14 protein-coding genes are annotated in these 18930 nt (G+C 64.5%); 5 read left to right on the top strand and 9 right to left on the bottom strand.

The features are described 5' to 3' along the window. Positions 1-55: 55 nt before the first annotated feature. The 3 genes from GJ695_RS05765 to GJ695_RS05755 all read right to left on the bottom strand — a co-directional run bounded on the left by GJ695_RS05765 (position 56) and on the right by GJ695_RS05755 (position 3458). Positions 56-1726: an alkaline phosphatase family protein gene (locus GJ695_RS05765; protein WP_154362781.1), complete on the bottom strand. Its 1671-nt coding sequence runs from the start codon at positions 1724-1726 to the stop codon at positions 56-58. A gap of 77 nt (positions 1727-1803) precedes the next feature. Then, a complete protein-coding gene (mctP, locus tag GJ695_RS05760; RefSeq protein ID WP_154362779.1) occupies positions 1804-3279 on the bottom strand; it encodes a monocarboxylate uptake permease MctP in 1476 nt (491 codons plus the stop codon). Then, on the bottom strand, positions 3279-3458 hold the full coding sequence (locus GJ695_RS05755) for a DUF3311 domain-containing protein (protein WP_166455288.1): 180 nt from the start codon (positions 3456-3458) through the stop codon (positions 3279-3281). The genes mctP and GJ695_RS05755 overlap by 1 nt, the downstream gene beginning before the upstream one ends. Positions 3459-3919: 461 nt before the next feature. Here GJ695_RS05755 and GJ695_RS05750 point away from each other — a divergent pair, with 461 nt between their 5' ends. The 5 genes from GJ695_RS05750 (at position 3920) to GJ695_RS05730 (ending at position 11466) form a co-directional block, all read left to right on the top strand. Continuing rightward, entirely contained in the window at positions 3920-4441 is a 522-nt protein-coding gene (locus GJ695_RS05750; RefSeq protein ID WP_229260593.1) for a hypothetical protein, read from the top strand. A 189-nt stretch (positions 4442-4630) separates the two neighbouring features. Further along, complete coding sequence (locus GJ695_RS05745) at positions 4631-6172, top strand: efflux transporter outer membrane subunit (protein WP_371866493.1); 1542 nt, start codon at positions 4631-4633, stop codon at positions 6170-6172. A 24-nt stretch (positions 6173-6196) separates the two neighbouring features. Beyond that, positions 6197-7342, top strand: a complete 1146-nt coding sequence (locus GJ695_RS05740) for an efflux RND transporter periplasmic adaptor subunit (protein ID WP_154362773.1) — start codon at positions 6197-6199, stop codon at positions 7340-7342. A 12-nt stretch (positions 7343-7354) separates the two neighbouring features. Beyond that, the gene (locus tag GJ695_RS05735; protein ID WP_154362772.1) at positions 7355-10438 is read left to right on the top strand and encodes an efflux RND transporter permease subunit; all 3084 of its coding nucleotides are present in this window, start codon (positions 7355-7357) and stop codon (positions 10436-10438) included. An 8-nt stretch (positions 10439-10446) separates the two neighbouring features. Further along, a complete protein-coding gene (locus tag GJ695_RS05730) occupies positions 10447-11466 on the top strand; it encodes a GGDEF domain-containing protein (protein ID WP_154362769.1) in 1020 nt (339 codons plus the stop codon). A 339-nt stretch (positions 11467-11805) separates the two neighbouring features. Here the strand turns inward: GJ695_RS05730 and GJ695_RS05725 are convergent, their stop codons facing one another. The 6 genes from GJ695_RS05725 to gcvA all read right to left on the bottom strand — a co-directional run bounded on the left by GJ695_RS05725 (position 11806) and on the right by gcvA (position 18853). Further along, positions 11806-12381, bottom strand: coding sequence for an NnrU family protein (locus tag GJ695_RS05725; RefSeq protein ID WP_154362767.1), 576 nt, complete (start codon positions 12379-12381; stop codon positions 11806-11808). A gap of 63 nt (positions 12382-12444) precedes the next feature. Continuing rightward, positions 12445-13338 carry a MaoC/PaaZ C-terminal domain-containing protein gene (locus tag GJ695_RS05720; RefSeq protein WP_154362765.1) on the bottom strand — a complete coding sequence of 298 codons (894 nt, stop codon included), beginning with the start codon at positions 13336-13338 and terminating at the stop codon, positions 12445-12447. Beyond that, entirely contained in the window at positions 13335-14729 is a 1395-nt protein-coding gene (locus GJ695_RS05715) for a serine hydrolase domain-containing protein (RefSeq protein WP_154362763.1), read from the bottom strand. Before GJ695_RS05715 ends, GJ695_RS05720 begins: the two co-directional genes overlap by 4 nt. Next, the gene (locus GJ695_RS05710; protein WP_154362761.1) at positions 14730-17120 is read right to left on the bottom strand and encodes a TonB-dependent receptor; all 2391 of its coding nucleotides are present in this window, start codon (positions 17118-17120) and stop codon (positions 14730-14732) included. A gap of 58 nt (positions 17121-17178) precedes the next feature. Continuing rightward, positions 17179-17862: a CPBP family intramembrane glutamic endopeptidase gene (locus tag GJ695_RS05705; protein ID WP_154362759.1), complete on the bottom strand. Its 684-nt coding sequence runs from the start codon at positions 17860-17862 to the stop codon at positions 17179-17181. 70 nt (positions 17863-17932) lie between these two features. Then, positions 17933-18853 (bottom strand): transcriptional regulator GcvA, encoded by a 921-nt coding sequence (gene gcvA, locus GJ695_RS05700; protein ID WP_154362757.1) that lies wholly within the window; start codon positions 18851-18853, stop codon positions 17933-17935. Positions 18854-18930: the final 77 nt, after the last annotated feature.

The following is an 18930-nucleotide window of genomic DNA, read 5'->3' as shown; positions in this document are numbered from 1 at the left end:
AAAAGAGGTCAACTATAGTGGAGTTCCGGATTTTTTGCAGAAGCCCGGCGAAAAATCAGCGCAGTGTCTCGGTCAGCACGCGGCCTTCCGCGCCTGCCGGCGGACGCACGTGCAGCAGGTTGGCCAGCGTCGGCGCGATGTCGACCACTTCCGCATACTGGCCATAGGCGCCCGGCTTGATCCAGCGTTTACCCATGATCATCAACGGCACGTTGGTGTCGTAGGCGTATGGCGAGCCGTGCGAGGTGCCGCTGGTGCCCGTGCCGAAGTACCAGAACGGCTTGGTGATCACCATCAGGTCGCCCGACGATTCACGGTTCCAGGCGCGGCGCATCAGGGTGTTGATATGCGTGCCTTGCACCGCGCCGCTTTCGAACTGGGTGCGGGTGTAGGCGTCGACGATGCCGTTCTGCGCCAGCAGGTAGCGCGCGGCGGCATTCTCCACGTCTTCGTGTTTCAGCTTGTTCTGGTCGGCCAGCGCGTAGTCCAGGTGGATGTTCGGCAGCGACCAGGCTTGCACCAGTTTGGCGACGCCGAATTTTTCAGCCAGATGCTTGTCCAGCGCGGCCATCAGCTTGTCGCCGTCCAGGCGCTGCGCGTCCAGGTGCTGCGTCTGCGCGAATTCCGGCGTGTTCGGGAAACCGTGATCGGCGGTCAGCACCACCAGCACGTTGTCCATGCCGATGCGCTTGTCGAGGTAGCTGAAGAAGTCCGCCACCATGCGGTCCAGGCGTTGCAGGTGGTCGTGCGACAGCTTGCTCTCCGGGCCGAAGGCGTGGTTGACGTAGTCGTGGGCGGACAGGCTGACGCCCAGCAGGTCCGGCACGCCGGCCGGATTGCGGCCGAGGTTTTCGCCTTCCACGGCGGCGCGCGCGAAGTCCAGCGTCAGCTGGTCCAGGAACGGGCCGACGCGCAGGCTGGCGTAGTAGCCGGCGTCGATCTCGCCGCTTTCGCTGTAGTAGGTGTAGGGCAGGCGGTTGTGCGAGCCTGGCTTCGGCGTATTCAGTTCTTCCGGCGCGTCGCCGGCGTAGGCGGCTTCCGGCAGCAGCGGCGCCCAGGTCTTGCCGTAGTAGCGGTCCTGCGGCTTGGTGGCCAGGTATTTCTGCGCCCACTCCGGGTGCTGCTTCATATAGTAGGTGCTGCTGGCGAAGTTGCCGGTCTTTTCCATGTACATATAGGCGGTGCCGGTTTTACCCGCCAGCAGGATCGCGCCGCGGTCCTTGCCGGACACGGTGATCACTTTGCTGCGGCTGCCGGTGGCGTAGCGCAGTTCATCGCCCAGCGTGTCGACTTTCAGCTTGGTCGGCGCGGTGCCGTCGCTGGGCTTGGTCTCTTCGCCGATGTAGGTGTAGTTGGTGTCTTCGGTGCAGTAGACCGATTTCTTGGTGACCGGATCGATCCAGTTATTGCCGATGATGCCGTGCACATAGGGATAGGCGCCGGTCAGCACGGCGCTGTGGCCGATGGCGGTGACGGTCACGCCGTGCGCCTGGTGCGCGTTGCTGAACGACGCACCCTGGTCCAGCATGCGGCGCAGGCCGCCCTGGCCGAACTGGTCGCGGTAGCGCTGCACCTGTTCGTTCGGCAGGCCGTCCACCACCAGCACGACGACCAGCTTGGGCAGGGTGGAGGCGGTGGTTGGCGCCGCAGGCGCGGCGTGGGCGAGGGACAGGGCGAGGCAGGATGCTGCGATGGTGATCGCACGCAGGGACAGATTCTTGGTCATAGGGTGTCGTCAGGTTGGATAGGATAGCTGGGGCGAGCCGGATACTATCCTATTCCTGTGACAGTTTTATGACAAGATCAGGCCTTGCGCTTTTCTCCCGCAACCACCTGCACGATGACGGCGATGACGATGTTCAGCAGCAGCGCCGTCAGGCCGGTGTAGGCGGTGTAGCCGTCGCCGCCGATGATGAAGGTGTGCACCGGCTTGATGCCGTCGCTGAACGCCAGCAGGCTGCCGGCGACGATGCCGACCGCCCAGCCGCTAAGCAGCGCGCGGGCGCCAAACCAGCCGAAGAACAGGCCGAACACCACCGACGGGAAGGTCTGCAAAATCCAGACGCCGCCCAGCAGTTGCAGGTCCAGCGCGAACTTGGTCGGCAGGAACAGGATGAACACCAGCGCACCCACCTTGACCACCAGCGACACCAGCTTGGCCACCTTGGCTTCGCCGGCCGGCGTGACCGACGGATTCACATACGGCTTCCAGAAATTGCGGGTGAACAGATTGGCCGCGCCGATCGACATCACGGCCGCCGGCACCAGCGCGCCGATGGCGATGGCGGCGAAGGCGAAGCCGCTGAACCAGCTCGGGAACAGGGCGTTGAACAGCGCCGGCACCACGTCGTTGTTGCTGGCGACGGTGATGTGCGCCGCATACGCCATGAAGCCCAGCAGCGCGATCAGGCCAAGCAGGATGGTGTAGGCCGGCAGGAACACGGCGTTCTTGCGGATGGTGTCGGCGCTGTTGGCGGCGAAGATGCCGGTCAGCGTGTGCGGATACATGAAGGCCGCCATGGCCGAACCCAGCGCCAGCGTGGCGAACGGCAGGATCTGCGCCGACTTCAGCGTCAGGCCGGTGGCGCCGCCCTTGGCCGCGAAGGCGTCGCCGGCGGCCGAGAACACGGCGCTGTAACCGCCCAGCTTCATCGGCACCAGCACCACGGCGACCAGCACCACGATGTAGATCATCAGGTCCTTGACGAAGGCGATCAGCGCCGGCGCGCGCAGGCCGGCCGCGTAGGTGTACAGCGCCAGGATCACGAAGGCGGCGGCCAGCGGCAGTTCGCCGGTCAGGCCGAGCGCCTTGATGACCACTTCCATGCCCACCAGTTGCAGCGCGATGTAAGGCATGGTGGCGACCACGCCGGTCAGCGCGATGGCGAATTCCAGCGGGCGCGAACGATAGCGGCCGAACACCACATCGGCGGCGGTCACGTGGCCGGCCTTTTGCGCCGCGTGCCACAGCTTGGGCATGATGGTGTAGACGATCGGGTAGACCAGGATGGTGTACGGCAGCGCGAAGAAGCCGTAGGCGCCCACCGCGTACACCAGCGCCGGCACGGCGATGACGGTGTACGCGGTGTAGAAGTCGCCGCCGACCAGGAACCAGGTGATCCAGGCGCCGAAGTTGCGGCCGCCCAAACCCCATTCCTCAAGATGGTCGCCTTTCTGCTTGGCGCTCTGCCAGCGCGATGCGCCGAAGCCCAGCACCGTCACCAGTACAAAGAAGAAGATGAAGACGCCAAGCGCCGTCCAGTTGATTTGATCGGGCATTATTCAACTCCCTTCTTCTTGTCGCTCTGGTAGACGAGCCAGATAATCAGCGCCGTCAGCGGCACCCAGGCGAACTGATACCAGTAGAAGAAGGGGAAGCCAAACAGCGCGGGGAGTTCCTGATTGTAGAAAGGCAGCCACAGAAGGCCGATGAAGGGCAGGGCAAGCAGATAGCGCACGACGACTCCATTGTTGTATGTTGTCGCCTCATGGTATTCAAACCCTGTGAGGTGCGCTACCATCTATGGGGATATAAATTGTAGCGATCCTGTTACAAAGCGATGCGCTGCCGGTTTGTTGTGTCTCTTGCATGAAAATGCATGCAAAACTATCAAAATTTCCCAATCATTGATTTTTTTAATTGGATGAGTGCCCGGAAGCAACTGTTTTGAAGTAAAAGAGGACTTTTTTGCAGTAGATGCCGGCACGAAATGGTAACTGTTGCCAAAACGCTGCTAGAATGTAGTCGTGAGGAATCTTCTTGCAGGAGTCAATTATGATTACGGTGAACAACATTGGTGGTGCTACCCTTTCCGCAGCTCTGGTTGCTGACAAGGCACTCGCGCCTGTAAAAGTTCAGAGCGCCACAGACAGTGGTACGAACGCGGACCTGAGTGCATCGGTTGCCGCGTATTTGTCGTTGCCTGGCTTTAATGCCACCAGTTCCCTGCAGACTGATACGACCAATACCTCCAGCAACGGTGACCAGGCCAATGCGCTGGTCAAGGCCGTGTCGGAAGACGACTCGCTGAAAGGCGCACTGGAGCAATTCGACGAAGGCCTGAAAAAACTGGTCTCGCGTCCGGAAACGCAAATCTTCCAGGCCCGCTTTGGCGCTGACGCCAATGCCGGCGGCGCCGACGTCGGCGTGAGCGGCGCCCAGAAAGCGCAGCAGGACCCTCTGCTGACGCCTGAGCCGCTGCCAGGCGTGGGCGAAGACGGCGTGCTCGGCGTGCCACCGCCCGCATCGGAAATGGCTGCCGACACCAATCACGACGGCAAGATCAGCGAAGAAGAACGCATCCGCTACGAAGCGCCGCTGACCTACCGCAGCCTGGCCCACGCCGATGCGGTCGACGCCCAGACCAACGGTCCGACCGCGTTCTCGCTGACGGAAGTGAACAGCGCATACGGCGCCGCCGGTTCCACGGTAGCGGCCTGATTATTTTATTTTTCCCGAATCAGAAACGGGCTTTGCCAGAGATGGCAAAGCCCGTTTTTTTTCATTCTCCGCGCGGCAATTTAATACACCTGAGCGGTAAAAAATGCGAACATGAGATTTAATGTATTTTCATTTAACCTTTGGTGAGCAGCAATCTTTAAATATCTGTAACAAGTGCGGGAGATTGTAGTGAAAAGAAGAATCTTCAGGCAGTTCAATACACTGGCCTTGCGGGCCGGTGTTGCGGCGTTGATCGCCGCTGGTCTGGGCGGCTGTGCGCTCGGGCCGAACTTCAAACAACCAGACGCCCCGGCCAACGCCGGCACCAGCTACACGCCCACACCGTTGCCCAGCCAGACCGCTTCGGCGCCCGGCCTTGGCGGCGCACCGCAGCAGTTCGCGTTCGGGCAGGAGATCCCGGCGCAGTGGTGGTCGCTGTTCCGCTCGCCCGCGCTGGATCAGCTGATCCGCAGCGCGCTGGAGCAGAATCCGAACATGGCGGCGGCCGAAGCGGTGCTGCGGCAGGCGCAGGAGAACTACAACGCGCAGGCCGGCAATCTGCTTTACCCGTCGGTGAACGGGCAGCTGGGCGTGTCGCGGCAGAAGACCAGCGTGGCCACCGCCGGTGCGGCCGCCGGCGTCTACAACGTGTACAACGCCTCGGTCGCCGTGGCCTACACGCCGGACGTCTTCGGCGCCACGCGCCGCACGCTGGAGGGCGCGCAGGCCGCCATCGATTACCAGCGCTTCCAGGTCGAGGCGACTTACCTGACGCTGAGCGCCAACGTGGTCACCACGGCGATCCAGGAAGCCTCGCTGCGGGCGCAGTTGCAGGCCACGCGCGAAGTGCTGGCGGCGCTGACCCAGCAGCAGAACGTCATCGAGAAGCAGTTCGAGTACGGCGCCATACCGCGCACCACGGTGCTCAGCCAGCGCAACCAGGTGGCGCAGATCAACGCCACCATCGCGCCGCTGGAAAAAGCGCTGGCCTCGGCGCGGCACCAGTTGTCGGTCCTGGCCGGCAAGCTGCCGGGCGAGGCGGGTATGCCGGAGTTCTCGCTGGAGACGCTCACCTTGCCGGAGCAGCTGCCGGTGTCGCTGCCGTCGGCGCTGGTGCGCCAGCGGCCCGACATCCGCGCCAGCGAAGAGGCGCTGCACCAGGCCAGCGCCAACATCGGCGTGGCGACGGCGGCGCAGTATCCGCAGATCACGTTGAGCGGCGCCTACGGCTCGTCGGCCGACACCTTCGGCAAGCTGTTCGACGCCCAGACCACCGCCTGGAACCTGGCGGCCGGCCTGACCCAGCCCATCTTCAACGGCGGCGCCTTGCGCGCCCAGCGTCGCGCGGCCGAAGCGGCCTACGATGCGGCGTCCGCGCAGTACCGCGCCACGGTGCTGAACGCATTCCAGAACGTGGCCGACACGCTGCGCGCATTGGACGCCGATGCCGCCGCGCTGCAATCACAGGCGGAAGCCGAAGCGCTGGCCAAGGAAACGCTGGACCTGGCGCAGCAGCAGTACAAGCTCGGTGGCATCAGCTACCTGGTGCTGCTGGATGCGCAGCGCAGCTATCAGCAGACCCACGTCAGCCTGGTGCAGGCGCAGGCGGCGCGGTACGCGGATACGGCGGCATTGTTCCAGGCATTGGGCGGCGGCTGGTGGAATCGCGCGAATGGCGTTCCGGCCGCCACGGCGGTTTCCGCCGCAGCGCCTTACGGTAAAAATCAATAATCAAATACTGCAGGAGATTGTTACATGACCAAGCGCATGCTCATCATGGTAGGGTGTGTCATCTTACTGATCGCCGTCCTCGCCTTCGGGAAGTTTTTGCAGATTAAAAAGCTGATCGCCAGCGCGCCGAAACCGGCCGCGCAAGTGGTCACCGCGGTCAAGGCCGCGACGGCCGAATGGCAACCGCAGCTGACCTCCGTGGGCACGCTGTCGCCGGTGCGCGGCGTCGATGTCACCACCGAGATCGCCGGCCTGGTGCGCGAAGTGCGCTTCAAGTCTGGCGACGAAGTGAAGGCCGGCCAGGTGCTGTTCGAGATGAACGCCGATTCCGACATCGCCCAGTTGCGCGCCTTGCAGGCCAACGCCGACCTGGCGGCCACCACGCTCAAGCGCGACAAGCTGCAGTTGTCGGCGCAGGCCATCAGCCAGGCGCAGGTCGATGCCGACGAGGCGGACCTGAAATCGAAACAGGCGCTGACCGCGCAGCAGAAAGCGCTGGTCGACAAGAAGACCATCCGCGCGCCGTTCGCCGGCAAGCTGGGTATCACCGCCGTCAATCCGGGCCAGTACCTGAACCCTGGCGACAAGCTGGTGACGCTGCAAACCATCGATACCGTCTATGTGGACTTCTACGTGCCGCAGAAGCAGCTGGCCAGCCTGTCCATCGGCCAGAAGCTGAACCTGACCAGCGATGCGTATCCAGGCGCCGGCTTTGCCGCCAAGGTGACGTCGATCAGCCCGAAAATCGATCCTGCCACGCGCAACGTGCAGGTACAGGCCACCGTGCCGAACGCCAAGCGCCAGCTGTTGCCGGGCATGTTCGCCAACGTCAGCCTGGATCAGGGCGAGCTGAAAAAATACCTGACCCTGCCGCAGACCGCCATTACCTACAACCCGTATGGCTCGACCATCTTCCTGCTGGCGCCGCCGCCGGCCGATTCCAAGGACGCGCTCAAGGATGAAAAAGGCCAGGCTTACCTGGTGGCGCAGCAGGTGTTCGTCACCACCGGGCCGACCCGTGGCGACCAGGTGGCCATCCTCACCGGCCTGAAGGAAGGCCAGACCGTGGTCACCAGCGGCCAGCTGAAACTGAAGAACGGCACGCCGGTCGTGATCGACAACAAGGTGCAACCGGCCAACAGCCCGAATCCGACGCCGCAGGAACACTGAGGATAACGCGCCATGAACTTTACCGATATCTTCATCAAACGGCCGGTGCTGGCCAGCGTGATCAGTTTACTGATCGTGGTGCTGGGCCTGCGCTCGCTGTTCAGTCTTCCGATCAACCAGTATCCGAAGACGCAGAACGCGGTGGTCACCATCTCCACCACCTACTACGGCGCGGATGCCGCCACGGTGGCGGGCTTCATCACCCAGCCGCTGGAATCGGCCATCGCGCAGGCGCAGGGCATCGACTACCTGTCGTCGTCGTCGAACAGCGGCGTGTCGACCATTACCGCCACGCTGCGCCTGAACTACGATTCCAACCGCGCGCTGACCGAGATCACCACCCAGGTCAACTCGGTGAAGAACCAGTTGCCGCAACAGGCGCAGCAACCGGTGCTGACGGTGCAGACCGGCCAGACCACCGACGCCATGTACATGGGCTTCTACAGCGACACGCTGCCGACCAATAACGTGACCGACTTCCTGGCGCGCGTGGTCAAGCCGAAGCTGGATTCGATCCAGGGCGTGCAGACCGCCGAGCTGCTCGGCGCGCGCCAGTTCGCGCTGCGCGCATGGCTGGACGCCGGCAAGATGGCGGCGCACGGCGTCACCGCAGCGGAAGTCAGCGCCGCGCTGGCGTCCAACAACTACCTGGCCGGCCTCGGTTCAACCAAGGGCCAGGCGGTGACCGTGCCGCTGACCGCCGGCACCGACCTGCACACGGTGGAGGAGTTCAAGGCGCTGTCGGTCAAGCAGCAGGACGGCGCCATCGTCCGCCTGGAGGACATCGCCACCGTCACGCTGGGTTCCGAGAACTATGACTTCAACGTCGCCTTCAGCGGCGTGCGCTCGGTGTTCATCGGTATCAAGGTGGCGCCGGACGCCAACATCCTGGACGTGGCCAAGCGCGTGCGCGAAGCCTTCCCCGGCATCAAATCGCAGCTGCCGACCGGCCTGACCGGCGAAATCGTCTACGATTCCACGGAGTTCATCAACACCTCGATCGACGAAGTGGTCAAGACGCTGATCGAGGCGCTGATCATCGTGACCATCGTGATCTACCTGTTCCTCGGCAGCTTGCGCGCGGTGATCGTGCCGGTGGTGGCGATGCCGCTGTCGCTGGTCGGCACCTTCTTCGTGATGCTGATGTTCGGCTACTCGATCAACCTGCTGACGCTGCTGGCGATCGTGCTGGCCATCGGCCTGGTGGTCGATGACGCGATCATCGTGGTGGAGAACGTCGACCGCCATATGAAGGAGGGCATGACGCCGATGGATGCGGCGATCCAGGCCGCGCGCGAATTGGGCAGCCCGATTCTGGCGATGACCGTGGTGCTGATCGCGGTGTACGTGCCGATCGGCTTCCAGGGCGGCCTGACCGGCGCGCTGTTCACCGAGTTCGCGTTTACGCTGGCCGGTGCGGTGGCGGTGTCGGGCATCGTCGCGCTGACCCTGTCGCCGATGATGTGCGGTCACTTCTTCGATCCCAAGCAGGACGAGGGCAAGTTCGTCAAGGCCATCGACAAGGTGTTCGACAAGGTCCACGGCGGCTACCTGCGCGTGCTGCATAGCCTGCTCAATACCTGGGTGGTGCTGATCGTGTTCGGCGTCATCGTGTTCGGCCTGCTGATCATCCAGTTCAAGATGTCGCAGTCCGAGCTGGCGCCGGAAGAGGACCAGGGCATCGTGCTGTCGCAGGTGGTGGGCGCGCCTACCGCCACCTCGGACCAGATGCAGACCTACGCCAAGCAGATCTTCGACGTCGCCAGGTCGCTGCCTGAATACGACCAGATGTTCCAGATCACCGGCGTACCGACCACCAACGCCGGTATCGGCGGTGTGCTGTTCAAGTCGTGGGACAAGCGTTCGCGCTCGGCGCACGAGATCCAGCAGGAGTTGCAGGCCAAGTGGAACCACATCGCCGGCGGCCGCGTGGCGGCGTTCCAGTTCCCGGCGTTGCCGGGCAGCTCCGGCTTGCCGGTGCAGTTCGTGATCACCACGACGGAACCGTTCGAGAACCTGAACACGGTGGCGCAGGCGGTGCTGGACAAGGCCCACAAGGACAACAAGTTCTACTTCGTCGACGTCGACCTGAAAATCGACACGCCGCAGGCGCGCGTCGATGTGGACCGCGACAAGCTGGCCACGCTGGGCCTGACGCAGCAGGACTTCGGCAACGCCATGGCGGCGGCGCTGGGCGGCGGCTACGTCAACTACTTCTCGATCTCCGGCCGTTCGTACAAGGTGATCCCGCAGGTGCAGCAGGTCGATCGCCTGAATCCTGATGATGTGCTGAACTTCTACATCAAGACGCCAACCGGCGACATGATCCCGGCCAGCACCGTGGCCAGCATCAAGTACAGCGTGCAGCCGGAATCGATCACCCGCTTCCAGCAGCTGAACTCCGCGACCATCTCGGGCGTGACCGGTTCGTCGCAGGGCGAGATTCAGCAGTACCTGCGCGACACGCTCAAGGAAGTGGCGCCATCGGGCTACACGGCGGACTTCTCCGGCGAATCGCGCCAGTATGCGGCGGAATCGGGCGGCTTCCTGGTGACCATGCTGTTCGCGATCATCATCGTGTTCCTGGCGCTGGCGGCGCAGTTCGAAAGCTTCCGCGACCCGGTCGTGATTCTGTTCTCGGTGCCGATGGCGCTGTTCGGGGCGATGACGTTCATCTTCCTCGGCTTCGCCTCGATCAACATTTACACGCAGGTGGGCCTGGTGACGCTGATGGGTCTCATCTCCAAGCACGGTATTCTGATCGTGGAGGTGGCCAATCACCTGCGTGAAGCCGGCAAGTCCAAGCGCGAGGCGATCGAGGAAGCGGCGGGCACCCGTCTGCGTCCGATCCTGATGACCACGGCGGCGATGGTGTTTGGCGTGGTGCCGCTGGTGATCGCCTCGGGCGCCGGTGCGGCGGGGCGCCACGCCATGGGACTGGTGATCTTTACCGGCCTGTCGATCGGCACGCTGTTTACGCTGTTCGTGGTGCCGGCGATGTATATGTGGCTGGCCGGTGAGCACAAGGCCCACACCAAGCCGGCCGACGCGCCGCCGGCCGAACCGGGCGAGCCGGCCCCTCAGCCCGCGCACTGAGCTTCGTCATGAGCAGCACCGACAAAGCCGGCGCAGGCCGCTGGCGCTGGTTGTCGGGAGGGCGCCAGCGGCGTCAGGAAGAAGTGATCCTGATGCTGCTGTGCGCCCTCAGCATCCCGAGCATTCTTCCGTTTGGCGTCTACCGTCTGTTGCAGGGCAACTGGGCCTCCGCCGCCGTCGACATGGCGCTGGTGGCGGCCATGGCGGCGGTGATCGTCCATGTGTGGCGCACCGGCCGCTACAAGGTCGCCGGCTTGTGCGTCACGATTTTCTATTCGGCCGGCATGCTGGCCACCGTCTACCTGCGCGGCGTGGGACTGGTGTACTGGGTCTATCCGACCATGATCGCCGCCTACTTCGTGCTGCGGCCGTCGCTGGCGCTGGGGATCAACAGCGTGGCGCTGGTGGTACTGGTGACGATCTTGAGCGGACGGGTGGAGGTGGTCAACCTGGCCACCATCATCGTGACGATTGGCCTGGTCAACCTGTTCGCCTACATTTTCTCGTATCGCACCGGCTTGCAGAACCAGCGCCTGCACACGGCGTCCGAGCTGGATTTTCTCACCGGCGTGGGCAACCGCCGCGCGCTGGACCGGCGGCTGGCCGAATACGCGCAGGAGCGCAGGCCGCAGCCGGAATCGTGCCTGCTGTTGCTGGACCTGGATCACTTCAAGCAGGTCAACGACGAATACGGCCACGCGGCCGGCGACAAGGTGCTGGTGCGGCTGGCCGAGGTGATGCGGCGGCATACGCGGTCGACCGACCGCATCTTCCGCTACGGCGGCGAGGAATTCGCCATCATCGCCAGCGGCGCGGGATTGAGCGCGGCCGGCAGCCTGGCGGAAGGTCTGCGCGCGGCGGTGGCGTCGGCCCCGCTGCTGGAACAGCATCCGATCACGATCTCCATTGGCCTCGCCTTCATGGACAAGACGCGCACCCCGGACGAGTGGTTGGCCCAGGCCGATAAATTGCTATATGCTGCCAAGCAGGGCGGCCGTAACGCCGTCCGTGTCGCCGAACCGTCCTGAGAAACCATGCAGATGAACCTCGCTACCTTGCTGGCAACCCGTACCTTCGGCAAGCGCTGAGAGGCTGCTGCTGGCGGTCGTTGCCATATCCCTGCCGTTGCTCGCCCACGCCCAGGAATGCGATTATTCCCTCTGGTCGCCCAGCCGCGAGACGATCAACGTCGACGACGATTATGGCCGGGGCGCGCAAACATAAGATACAGCGGCGAGATTTCGTTTGCGACGCGCTCTGCGCCGCGATCGGATGCCACGTATTTCAGTGGTTATACACTCGTGACGGTGAATCCGGAAACTGCCGAGGGCAGGATATGAGGCGTTGCGACGCCACGTTGAGTCGCGTTAGAACGGACGCACGCCGATCAGCGGCGCATGCAGCCACAGGGCGAAGATCATGGCGCTGGCGATACCGGCGACGATGGTCAGTGCGGTCGCGCCGCCGCTGCCGGCCGGGTAGGTCACGCCCAGCGCCGCGTCGCGCTTGCGCGAGGCGCGGAACAGCAGGATGGCCCAGGCCAGGAAGCTGCCGAACAAGAGAATGTCGTGCAGCGTGCCGTTGGCGATCAGGTGCGCCAGCGCCCAGGTCTTGATCCCCAGCGTCATCGGATGGTGCAGCCGGGCCTTGATGCCGTTGCGCGGGATGTAGGCCGCGGTGATGAAGATGAAGGCGATCACCGCCAGCAGCGCGGCGATATGGCGGGTGAACGGCGGCGGCGTCCAGATCACAACCGGTTGCTGGCGCGCCAGGCTGTAGCCCCAGATGATCAGCAGCAGGCCGGTGATGGAGACGATGGAGTAAAACGCCCGCCATGGCAGCAGTCCGATACGCGCGCGCATGGCGTTGCGCCAGTCTTCGGCGAAAATGCGGATCGAGTGCAGTCCGAGAAAAATGATCAGGCCCGATACGAGTGTAATCATTGCGTGTTCCTGTGTTGAGTGGTGGCGTGACGATACACCCGGATGCGGCGGCACGCAACGCCGCTAGCGCAAGTTTCCCGCCAAATGAATGTCGCCAGCGGCGCCGGCAAGGCGGACGGCGCGCCAGCCCGCGTCGTCCGCCGGGGCCACTTGTACCGCCAACGTGGAGCAGGGCAGCGGCACCGGTTTGACGAAGCGGACGTCGATCTTGCTGAAAGCGATGCCCCGCTGCAGGAGGACTTCATAGCTGCGCACAAAGCTGCCGAAGCCGTGCAGCACCATGCCACGGAAGACCGAGCGGCGCGCCAGCGGCGCGCACCAGTGGATGGGATTGAAGTCGCCGGTCAGCAGCGCGAAGCGCAGGCCGTCGCGCAGGTCGGCATGCCATATGCCGGCGGTGGTCCATTGCGGCTCCGGCGGGCGCTCCTGCGTGCGCCTTGCCGGACGAGGGCCGGGCAGCAGGAAACTCATATGCAGGCGGGCTTCCACCAGCGATGGCTGCTGCGCGGTGCCAGTCGTCACGGCCACCACGACCTTGATACGGCCCGATACTTCCTCGATCTGCTCCACGGCGGCGCTGACCAGCAGCGACGTGTTGCGCGGCAGCGGACCGTTCACGCGCAGGCCCACGCCCTGGTTGATGACGCGGGTCAGGTTGTAGGGCATGCGCAGCAGCAGTTCGCCGACCAGCGGCAGGCTCCATTGCGACACCATGTGCGGCGGCAGCGCGCCTTCATGGCCACTCGCTGCGCCGGACCAGGCGACATACTGCGCGACCAGATCGTCCGGCGGCGCAGCGATGACGCGCGAAACCGGTGCGATACGCTGCGGCGCCGGCGCGACACCCGGCTTCGACGCAGGCGCCAACGCGTTCAACAGCGTGTGGCCGACCACCCGCGCGCCGGTCAGCAGCATCGGCCCCTGATGACGCAGCAGGCCATACGGCACGCCCGTCATTGCTGAACCGCTTTCACCACCGCCGCCAGCAGCGCCTGCGGCTGATACAACAGCCGATGCGGCGTCAAGCCAAGCCGCACCACCACCAGTTGCTGCGATGGCACGATGGCGATGCTTTGTCCATCATGCCCCTCCATCCAGTAGGTATCGGCCGGGAGCTGGAAGCGTGTATCAGGATTCTGGCCCTCGGGCGTATCGCCGGACGGTCCCCAGCGCCACACCTGGCCTTGGCCATACTGACCACCCGATGCCGGCGCCGCCTGCTGCATGCCGCCGACAAAACCTTCCGGCAGTATGCGCTTGCCCTGCCAGATGCCATCCTGCAGAAGGAACTGGCCGAAGCGCGCCCAGTCCTGCGTGGTGGCGTACATATAGCTGGAGCCGACCAGATTGCCGCGCGCGTCGGCCTCGATGACCGCGCTGTTCATGCCCAGTGGCGCAAACAAACGGTTATGCGGCAGCGACAGCACGTCGGCCGAGGTGGCGGCCTTCGCATCGCCGCCAGCCGCAGCACGCTGCCAGATGCGCGACAACTGCACCGCCGTGCCGCTCGAATAATTCCATTTGCCGCCCGCCGCCTGTTCCAGCGGTTGCGCCGCCGAAAACGCCGCCATGTCCGGCTCCAGATACAGCATGCGCGTCGCATCGGAGACCTCGCCATAGCCTTCGTTCCAGCGCAAGCCGCTGCTCATCGACATCAACTGCGCCAGCGTAATCTGCGCGCGGCCGTCGCCGGCCGGCCAGAAACCGCTCTGCTGCAAGGACAGCTTGCCGTCCGCGATCTGCATGCCCACCAGCGCCGCATTGACCGTCTTGGTCATCGACCATCCGAGCAACGGCGAAGCCGCGCTGAAGCCAGTGCCATAACGCTGGGCGATCAGCCGGCCGCGATAAATCACCGCCATGCCGCGCATGCCCGGTCCGGCCAGCGCATCCTGGTCCAGCAAGGCCTGCACCGCGGGGTTGGCTTCGGCCTGCGAGCCGGTAGGCCAGGGCACGTTGGGCGAGGGCGACCATATCCTGATCGGATTGAACTGATATTGCGAGGCCAGCGCCACATCGCCGTCCGGCGCCACCGCGCAGCCGGTGCCGGGACGGTACACCGCCATGCCGTCGCCGACAAAACCGAGGAACTGCGCGCGCACCGTCTTGCGCTGCTGGTCCACCGCCACCTTCAGATACTTCAGCAGCGGATGGCCGGGCGCCTGCACGTCGTCGGCCAGCACCGCCTGGCCGTCACGCCCGGCGATGAATACATTCGAACAGACGATCTTGGCGCCGTAGCTGGCGCCGAGCCGCAGCAGGTCCGGCGGCTTCACCGCCAGCGTCGCCACACCGCCTGCCGCAATCACCAACACTGCCGCAGCAGCCAGTAGGATTTTCGATGCCATTTACATGCTTGCCCTGAATTCGATGCCTATCGTGCGTGGCGGCGTAATGTTGGAATACGGCGCGCCGTATTGTTCGGTTTGACCCGCCAACGATAAGACGTATCGCTGGTCGAACAGATTATTGACGATTAGCGCCACGCCATAGCGCGCGTCGGGACTGTCCCAGCCTACACGCAAATCGAACTTGCTGGTAGCGGTGCCGGTTTTCAGCGTGGCGGTGCGCAGACAGCTCAGGGCCGCCGTATCGCTGTTGCAGCGCTGGGCGGTCGCGTGCGTGCCCTGCAGGTTGACGCTGGCGCGGCCGGACGCAGCTTCCCAGTTCATGTTCACGCCCGCCATGGCGGTCAGGCGCGGCGTGCCGACCGGCTGGCCGCCGAGATCCAGCGTCACGGTGCCGCCGGCGTCCAGCCGCTGGTAGCGGGTATAGGTCTGGTCGATATATTCGAAACCGCCGAACAGCGTCACACGCGGCGAGACGCGGATGCGGCCATCCACATCCAGGCCGTGCGCCTTCTGGTCGCTGGACACCACGTTATAGGTCGGCAGCGTGCCCACGCTGTACAACTGGATATCCTGCAGGTTCCTGAACTTGTAGGCGAACAGCGATGCGTTCAGCGTCGCGTTCAATGCCGGCAGCGCCATTTTCGCGCCGGCTTCGACGTTGGTCATCCGCTCCGGCGCGAAGCTGGGATCGCGGCCGGTGGCGGTGGGCGAGGCCGGATTCGGCGGCGTGAAGACATTGAAGCCGCCGGCCTGGTAGCCGCGCGACAGGGAGCCGAATAGCAGCGTGTCCCGGTTCAGCTTATGGTCCAGCACCAGGCGCGGACTCCAGTCGGTCCAGGCTTTCTCGCGCGTCACCGGCGACGACGCCAGCCGGCCGGCGGTGGCGAAGATGACATTCGACGGGAAGCTCGACGCATTGAGGCCGGCCAGCGGGCCGAATCGGTTCAGGAAGTCGTCCAGCTGCGGCGACACGCGGCCCGGCACATACCAGGTCATGCGCTTTTCGTCCCTGGTGTAGCGCAGGCCGAAGGTGGCGTTGGTCTGCGGCGCCAGGTGCCAGATGGTGTCGCCGTAGGCGGAGGCGGAATTGGTGCGCACGTCGCTGTAATGCGTTTCGTCCCACGGGAATACGCTGGACGCGCTAATGCCGGACAGGCCGGCCGCCGCCAGGCCGCCGAACAGCCGGGCGAAGTTGGGCGCGCCGCCGGCGAACCTGCTGAGCATATCCAGCGTGCCGGTGGTGACATAGGCGCCGGCAACCTGATGTTCGTTATTGCGGTAGAAGCTCAGGCCTCCCACCCAGTCCAGCTGCGCGGTCTTGCCGGACAGTTTGAACTCCTGCTGGAAGCTGCGCGCACCCTTGGCGTCCTGCGTGGTCAGATTCAGGTCGCTGCGTGCGCCGCCGTCGTTGTCGGTCAGGTTGTGGGTCTGGAAGCGCCGCCACGCGGTGGTCGAGTTAAAGGTCATGCCGGTCAGCGGCGCTTCGATACGCAGCGTGGCGCCATCGAACCGGCGGCCTTCGCTGCCTTGCTGGTCGTTGGCCAGTGGCGCGTCAAGCGGATTGACGAAGTTGGCGGTGTACGCCGCATCGTAGACGCCACGGTATCCGCCCAGCGGCAGCGCCGGATTCTTGACCACGCCGAACGCGGGGCGGCCGTACTGCTCCATGTTCTCGTGCTCCCACGCGAACACCACCTTGGCCGCGTCGAAGTCCTTGCGCAGCGAGATACGGGTGGCCCAGTCCTTGTCGCCGCCGGACTTCTTGCCGGTGGCGGTGTTGTCGGCCCAGCCTTCGCTGCCGGCGCGCACGGCGACGATGCGGGCGGCCATGGTGTCGGAGATGGGGAGGTTCATCATCACGTCCGCATTGGCGCGGCCGAACTTGCCCAGCTTGACGCGGCCGGCCGCATCGAGCTCCTTGCCCGGTTCATTGCTGGTGATGGCGATGGCGCCGGCCGCGCTGTTGCGGCCGAACAGCGTGCCTTGCGGTCCCTTGACCACTTCGATGCGCTGGACGTCGACAAAGTTCATCAGCGCGCCGCCGGTCTTGCCGGTGTAGACGCCGTCCACGTAAATGCCGACCGGCGAATCGGTGGCGATGCCGAAGTCGCCCGTCTGCACGCCGCGTATGCCCACCGAGGGCTGCGTCGGTTCGATGGCGTCCACCGTCAGGCCCGGGATGTAGCCGTTCAGGTCCGCCAGATCCCTGGCGCCGACGGCGTCGATATCGCGCGAGGTGAGGACTTGCATCGTCATCGGCACGTCCTGCAGCAACTGCTTGCGCGACTGGGCGGTGACGACCACCGACGGAACATCGTCTGCGGCCAATGCCGGTGGCGCCACAAGGGCGGCGAGTCCGGCGGCGATGAGGGTGCGTTGGGTTTTCATCGGAGGGATTATGCCAACAACCTTGGCAAATACTCAAGCGCTACCGCTTGGCCTGGCGTCACGCCGGTTGCGGCTTCAGGATTTTGTAGCAGCTGATGACGCTCAACAGCGGAATACCGATATGGACCAGGATCAGCCACCACAGGTTGCCGGTCACCACATACGCGACACTGAAAAGTATGGCGGTGACGATGCTGGTGGTGAGTTGTCTGGGATTGGCGTAGCCGTGGCCAGCGCCATAGGCCAGGCCGCCCAGCAGCACCGCGCCCCAGGTGCCGAGCCATGGCGTCAGCACCAGTGTCAGGTAGCCGCGGTACAGCAGCTCCCAGCCGGCGCCGATAAACAGCGTGGTAATCAGGAACAGTTTGAATTCGGCGGGCGTGCGCGGTAGGGCGTCGCTGGCGCGCACCTGGGCGTGCATGGCGGCGCGCTTGTCGGCAGCCATTTTCACTTCGCGCGACTTGCTGGCGTAGTACATCAAGGGCAGGCCGGCCAGGGGGAGCAGCAGGCACCAGATGGCGGCGCCGGAGGCCGGCGGAGCCAGGCCCAGGTCGGACGGCGTGTGCCCGTTCCACCAGCAGACCGCCACCAAGGCAATCAGTGTGAGGGCGACGGTGCGGATGGTCCCCAGGTAGCGCTGGGTGCGGGAGCGCGTGATCTTGCCGTGCTTGCGCGTGCTGCGCCATAGCTGCATGACAGGGAGGACAAGAACCAGATAAAACGCCAGCGCGAGATCGGTCATGGAGCGGCCACCTTAAATAAAGGATAACGATTGATTATACGTTACGAAATAATCAATCTGGAAGCGCTAATCAAACTCCCTTTGCTTCGCTCGACAGCCAGTCGCGGAATGCGGTCAGGCGTGGCAGGTTGGCGCATTCCGGGCGGTAGATGATGTAGTAGGCCAGTGGAGAAATGAAGCTGATGGCGGGGAATAAGCGTACCAGGCGGCCTGCCGCAAGATCGTCGCGCGCCATGACGCTGCGGGCCAGGGCCACGCCGTGTCCTTCGATCGCCGCTTGCAGCACGGCTGCGGAATTGTTGATTCTCAAACCGCGCTGCCTGGCGCCGGTGCCGGCGCTGGCGTCGGCCTTGCGCATCCACGCGTCCCAGGTCGGGAAGCCCTGGTGCTCGTCCATCGACAGGTCGTGGATCAGCGTCAAGCTCGTCAGCTGGTCAGGATGCTGCAACGCGCCGTGCTTGCGCAGCAGTTCCGGCGAGCAGACCGGGTACACCTCTTCGTCCATCAGTTTTTCTGCGGCGAGTCCGGGCCAGTGCCCTGTGCCATAGCGGACGCCGATGTCAATGCGCTGGGCGACGAAGTCCACCGGCTTGAGGCTGGTGTCCAGGCGCACGTCGGTGTCCGGGCAGATGTTCTGGAATCTGTCGATGCGCGGCAGCAGCCACTTGGCGGCGAAAGCGGGACTGACCGTGACCGTCAGCACGCCGCTGACCGATCCTTCCTTGAGACGCTCCACGCCCAGCGCCAGCCGGTCGAAGCCGGCGCGGATTTCCGGCAGTGCGCGCTGGGCCGCCTCGGTGGCGACCAGTCGCGCGCGGCCGCTGGTCCCGCGCAGGAACAGCGGCGCGCCGAGCCAGTCTTCCAGCGTGCGCACCAGTTGCCCGACCGCTGCCGGAGTGACATTCAGTTCGGCGGCGGCGGCGGAAAAACTCTGATGGCGGGCGCTGGCTTCGAAGGCGCGCAGGGCGTTCAGGTGTACGGGAGTCTTCATGGCAGTAAAGATTTTCTATTGATGCGAGAGAGTTTATCTGGTTTGTCAGCGAGAGTGGAAAGCTGGAGCATGACGGC

Origin of the sequence: Duganella alba, assembly GCF_009674495.1 — a bacterium.
Lineage (GTDB): Bacteria > Pseudomonadota > Gammaproteobacteria > Burkholderiales > Burkholderiaceae_D > Rugamonas > Rugamonas alba.
Note: the sequence above shows the minus strand (reverse complement) of the source record. Positions and strands in the feature narration are given on the sequence as shown.

Excerpts from the sequence above, each read along its gene's own strand:
- GJ695_RS05730 (WP_154362769.1), top strand. The coding sequence starts at position 10,447 with ATGAGCAGCACCGACAAAGCCGGCGCAGGCCGCTGGCGCTGGTTGTCG.
- GJ695_RS05765 (WP_154362781.1), bottom strand. The coding sequence starts at position 1,726 with ATGACCAAGAATCTGTCCCTGCGTGCGATCACCATCGCAGCATCCTGC.
- GJ695_RS05740 (WP_154362773.1), top strand. The coding sequence starts at position 6,197 with ATGACCAAGCGCATGCTCATCATGGTAGGGTGTGTCATCTTACTGATC.
- GJ695_RS05710 (WP_154362761.1), bottom strand. The coding sequence starts at position 17,120 with ATGAAAACCCAACGCACCCTCATCGCCGCCGGACTCGCCGCCCTTGTG.
- GJ695_RS05725 (WP_154362767.1), bottom strand. The coding sequence starts at position 12,381 with ATGATTACACTCGTATCGGGCCTGATCATTTTTCTCGGACTGCACTCG.
- GJ695_RS05705 (WP_154362759.1), bottom strand. The coding sequence starts at position 17,862 with ATGACCGATCTCGCGCTGGCGTTTTATCTGGTTCTTGTCCTCCCTGTC.
- gcvA (WP_154362757.1), bottom strand. The coding sequence starts at position 18,853 with ATGAAGACTCCCGTACACCTGAACGCCCTGCGCGCCTTCGAAGCCAGC.
- mctP (WP_154362779.1), bottom strand. The coding sequence starts at position 3,279 with ATGCCCGATCAAATCAACTGGACGGCGCTTGGCGTCTTCATCTTCTTC.
- GJ695_RS05735 (WP_154362772.1), top strand. The coding sequence starts at position 7,355 with ATGAACTTTACCGATATCTTCATCAAACGGCCGGTGCTGGCCAGCGTG.
- GJ695_RS05715 (WP_154362763.1), bottom strand. The coding sequence starts at position 14,729 with ATGGCATCGAAAATCCTACTGGCTGCTGCGGCAGTGTTGGTGATTGCG.
- GJ695_RS05720 (WP_154362765.1), bottom strand. The coding sequence starts at position 13,338 with ATGACGGGCGTGCCGTATGGCCTGCTGCGTCATCAGGGGCCGATGCTG.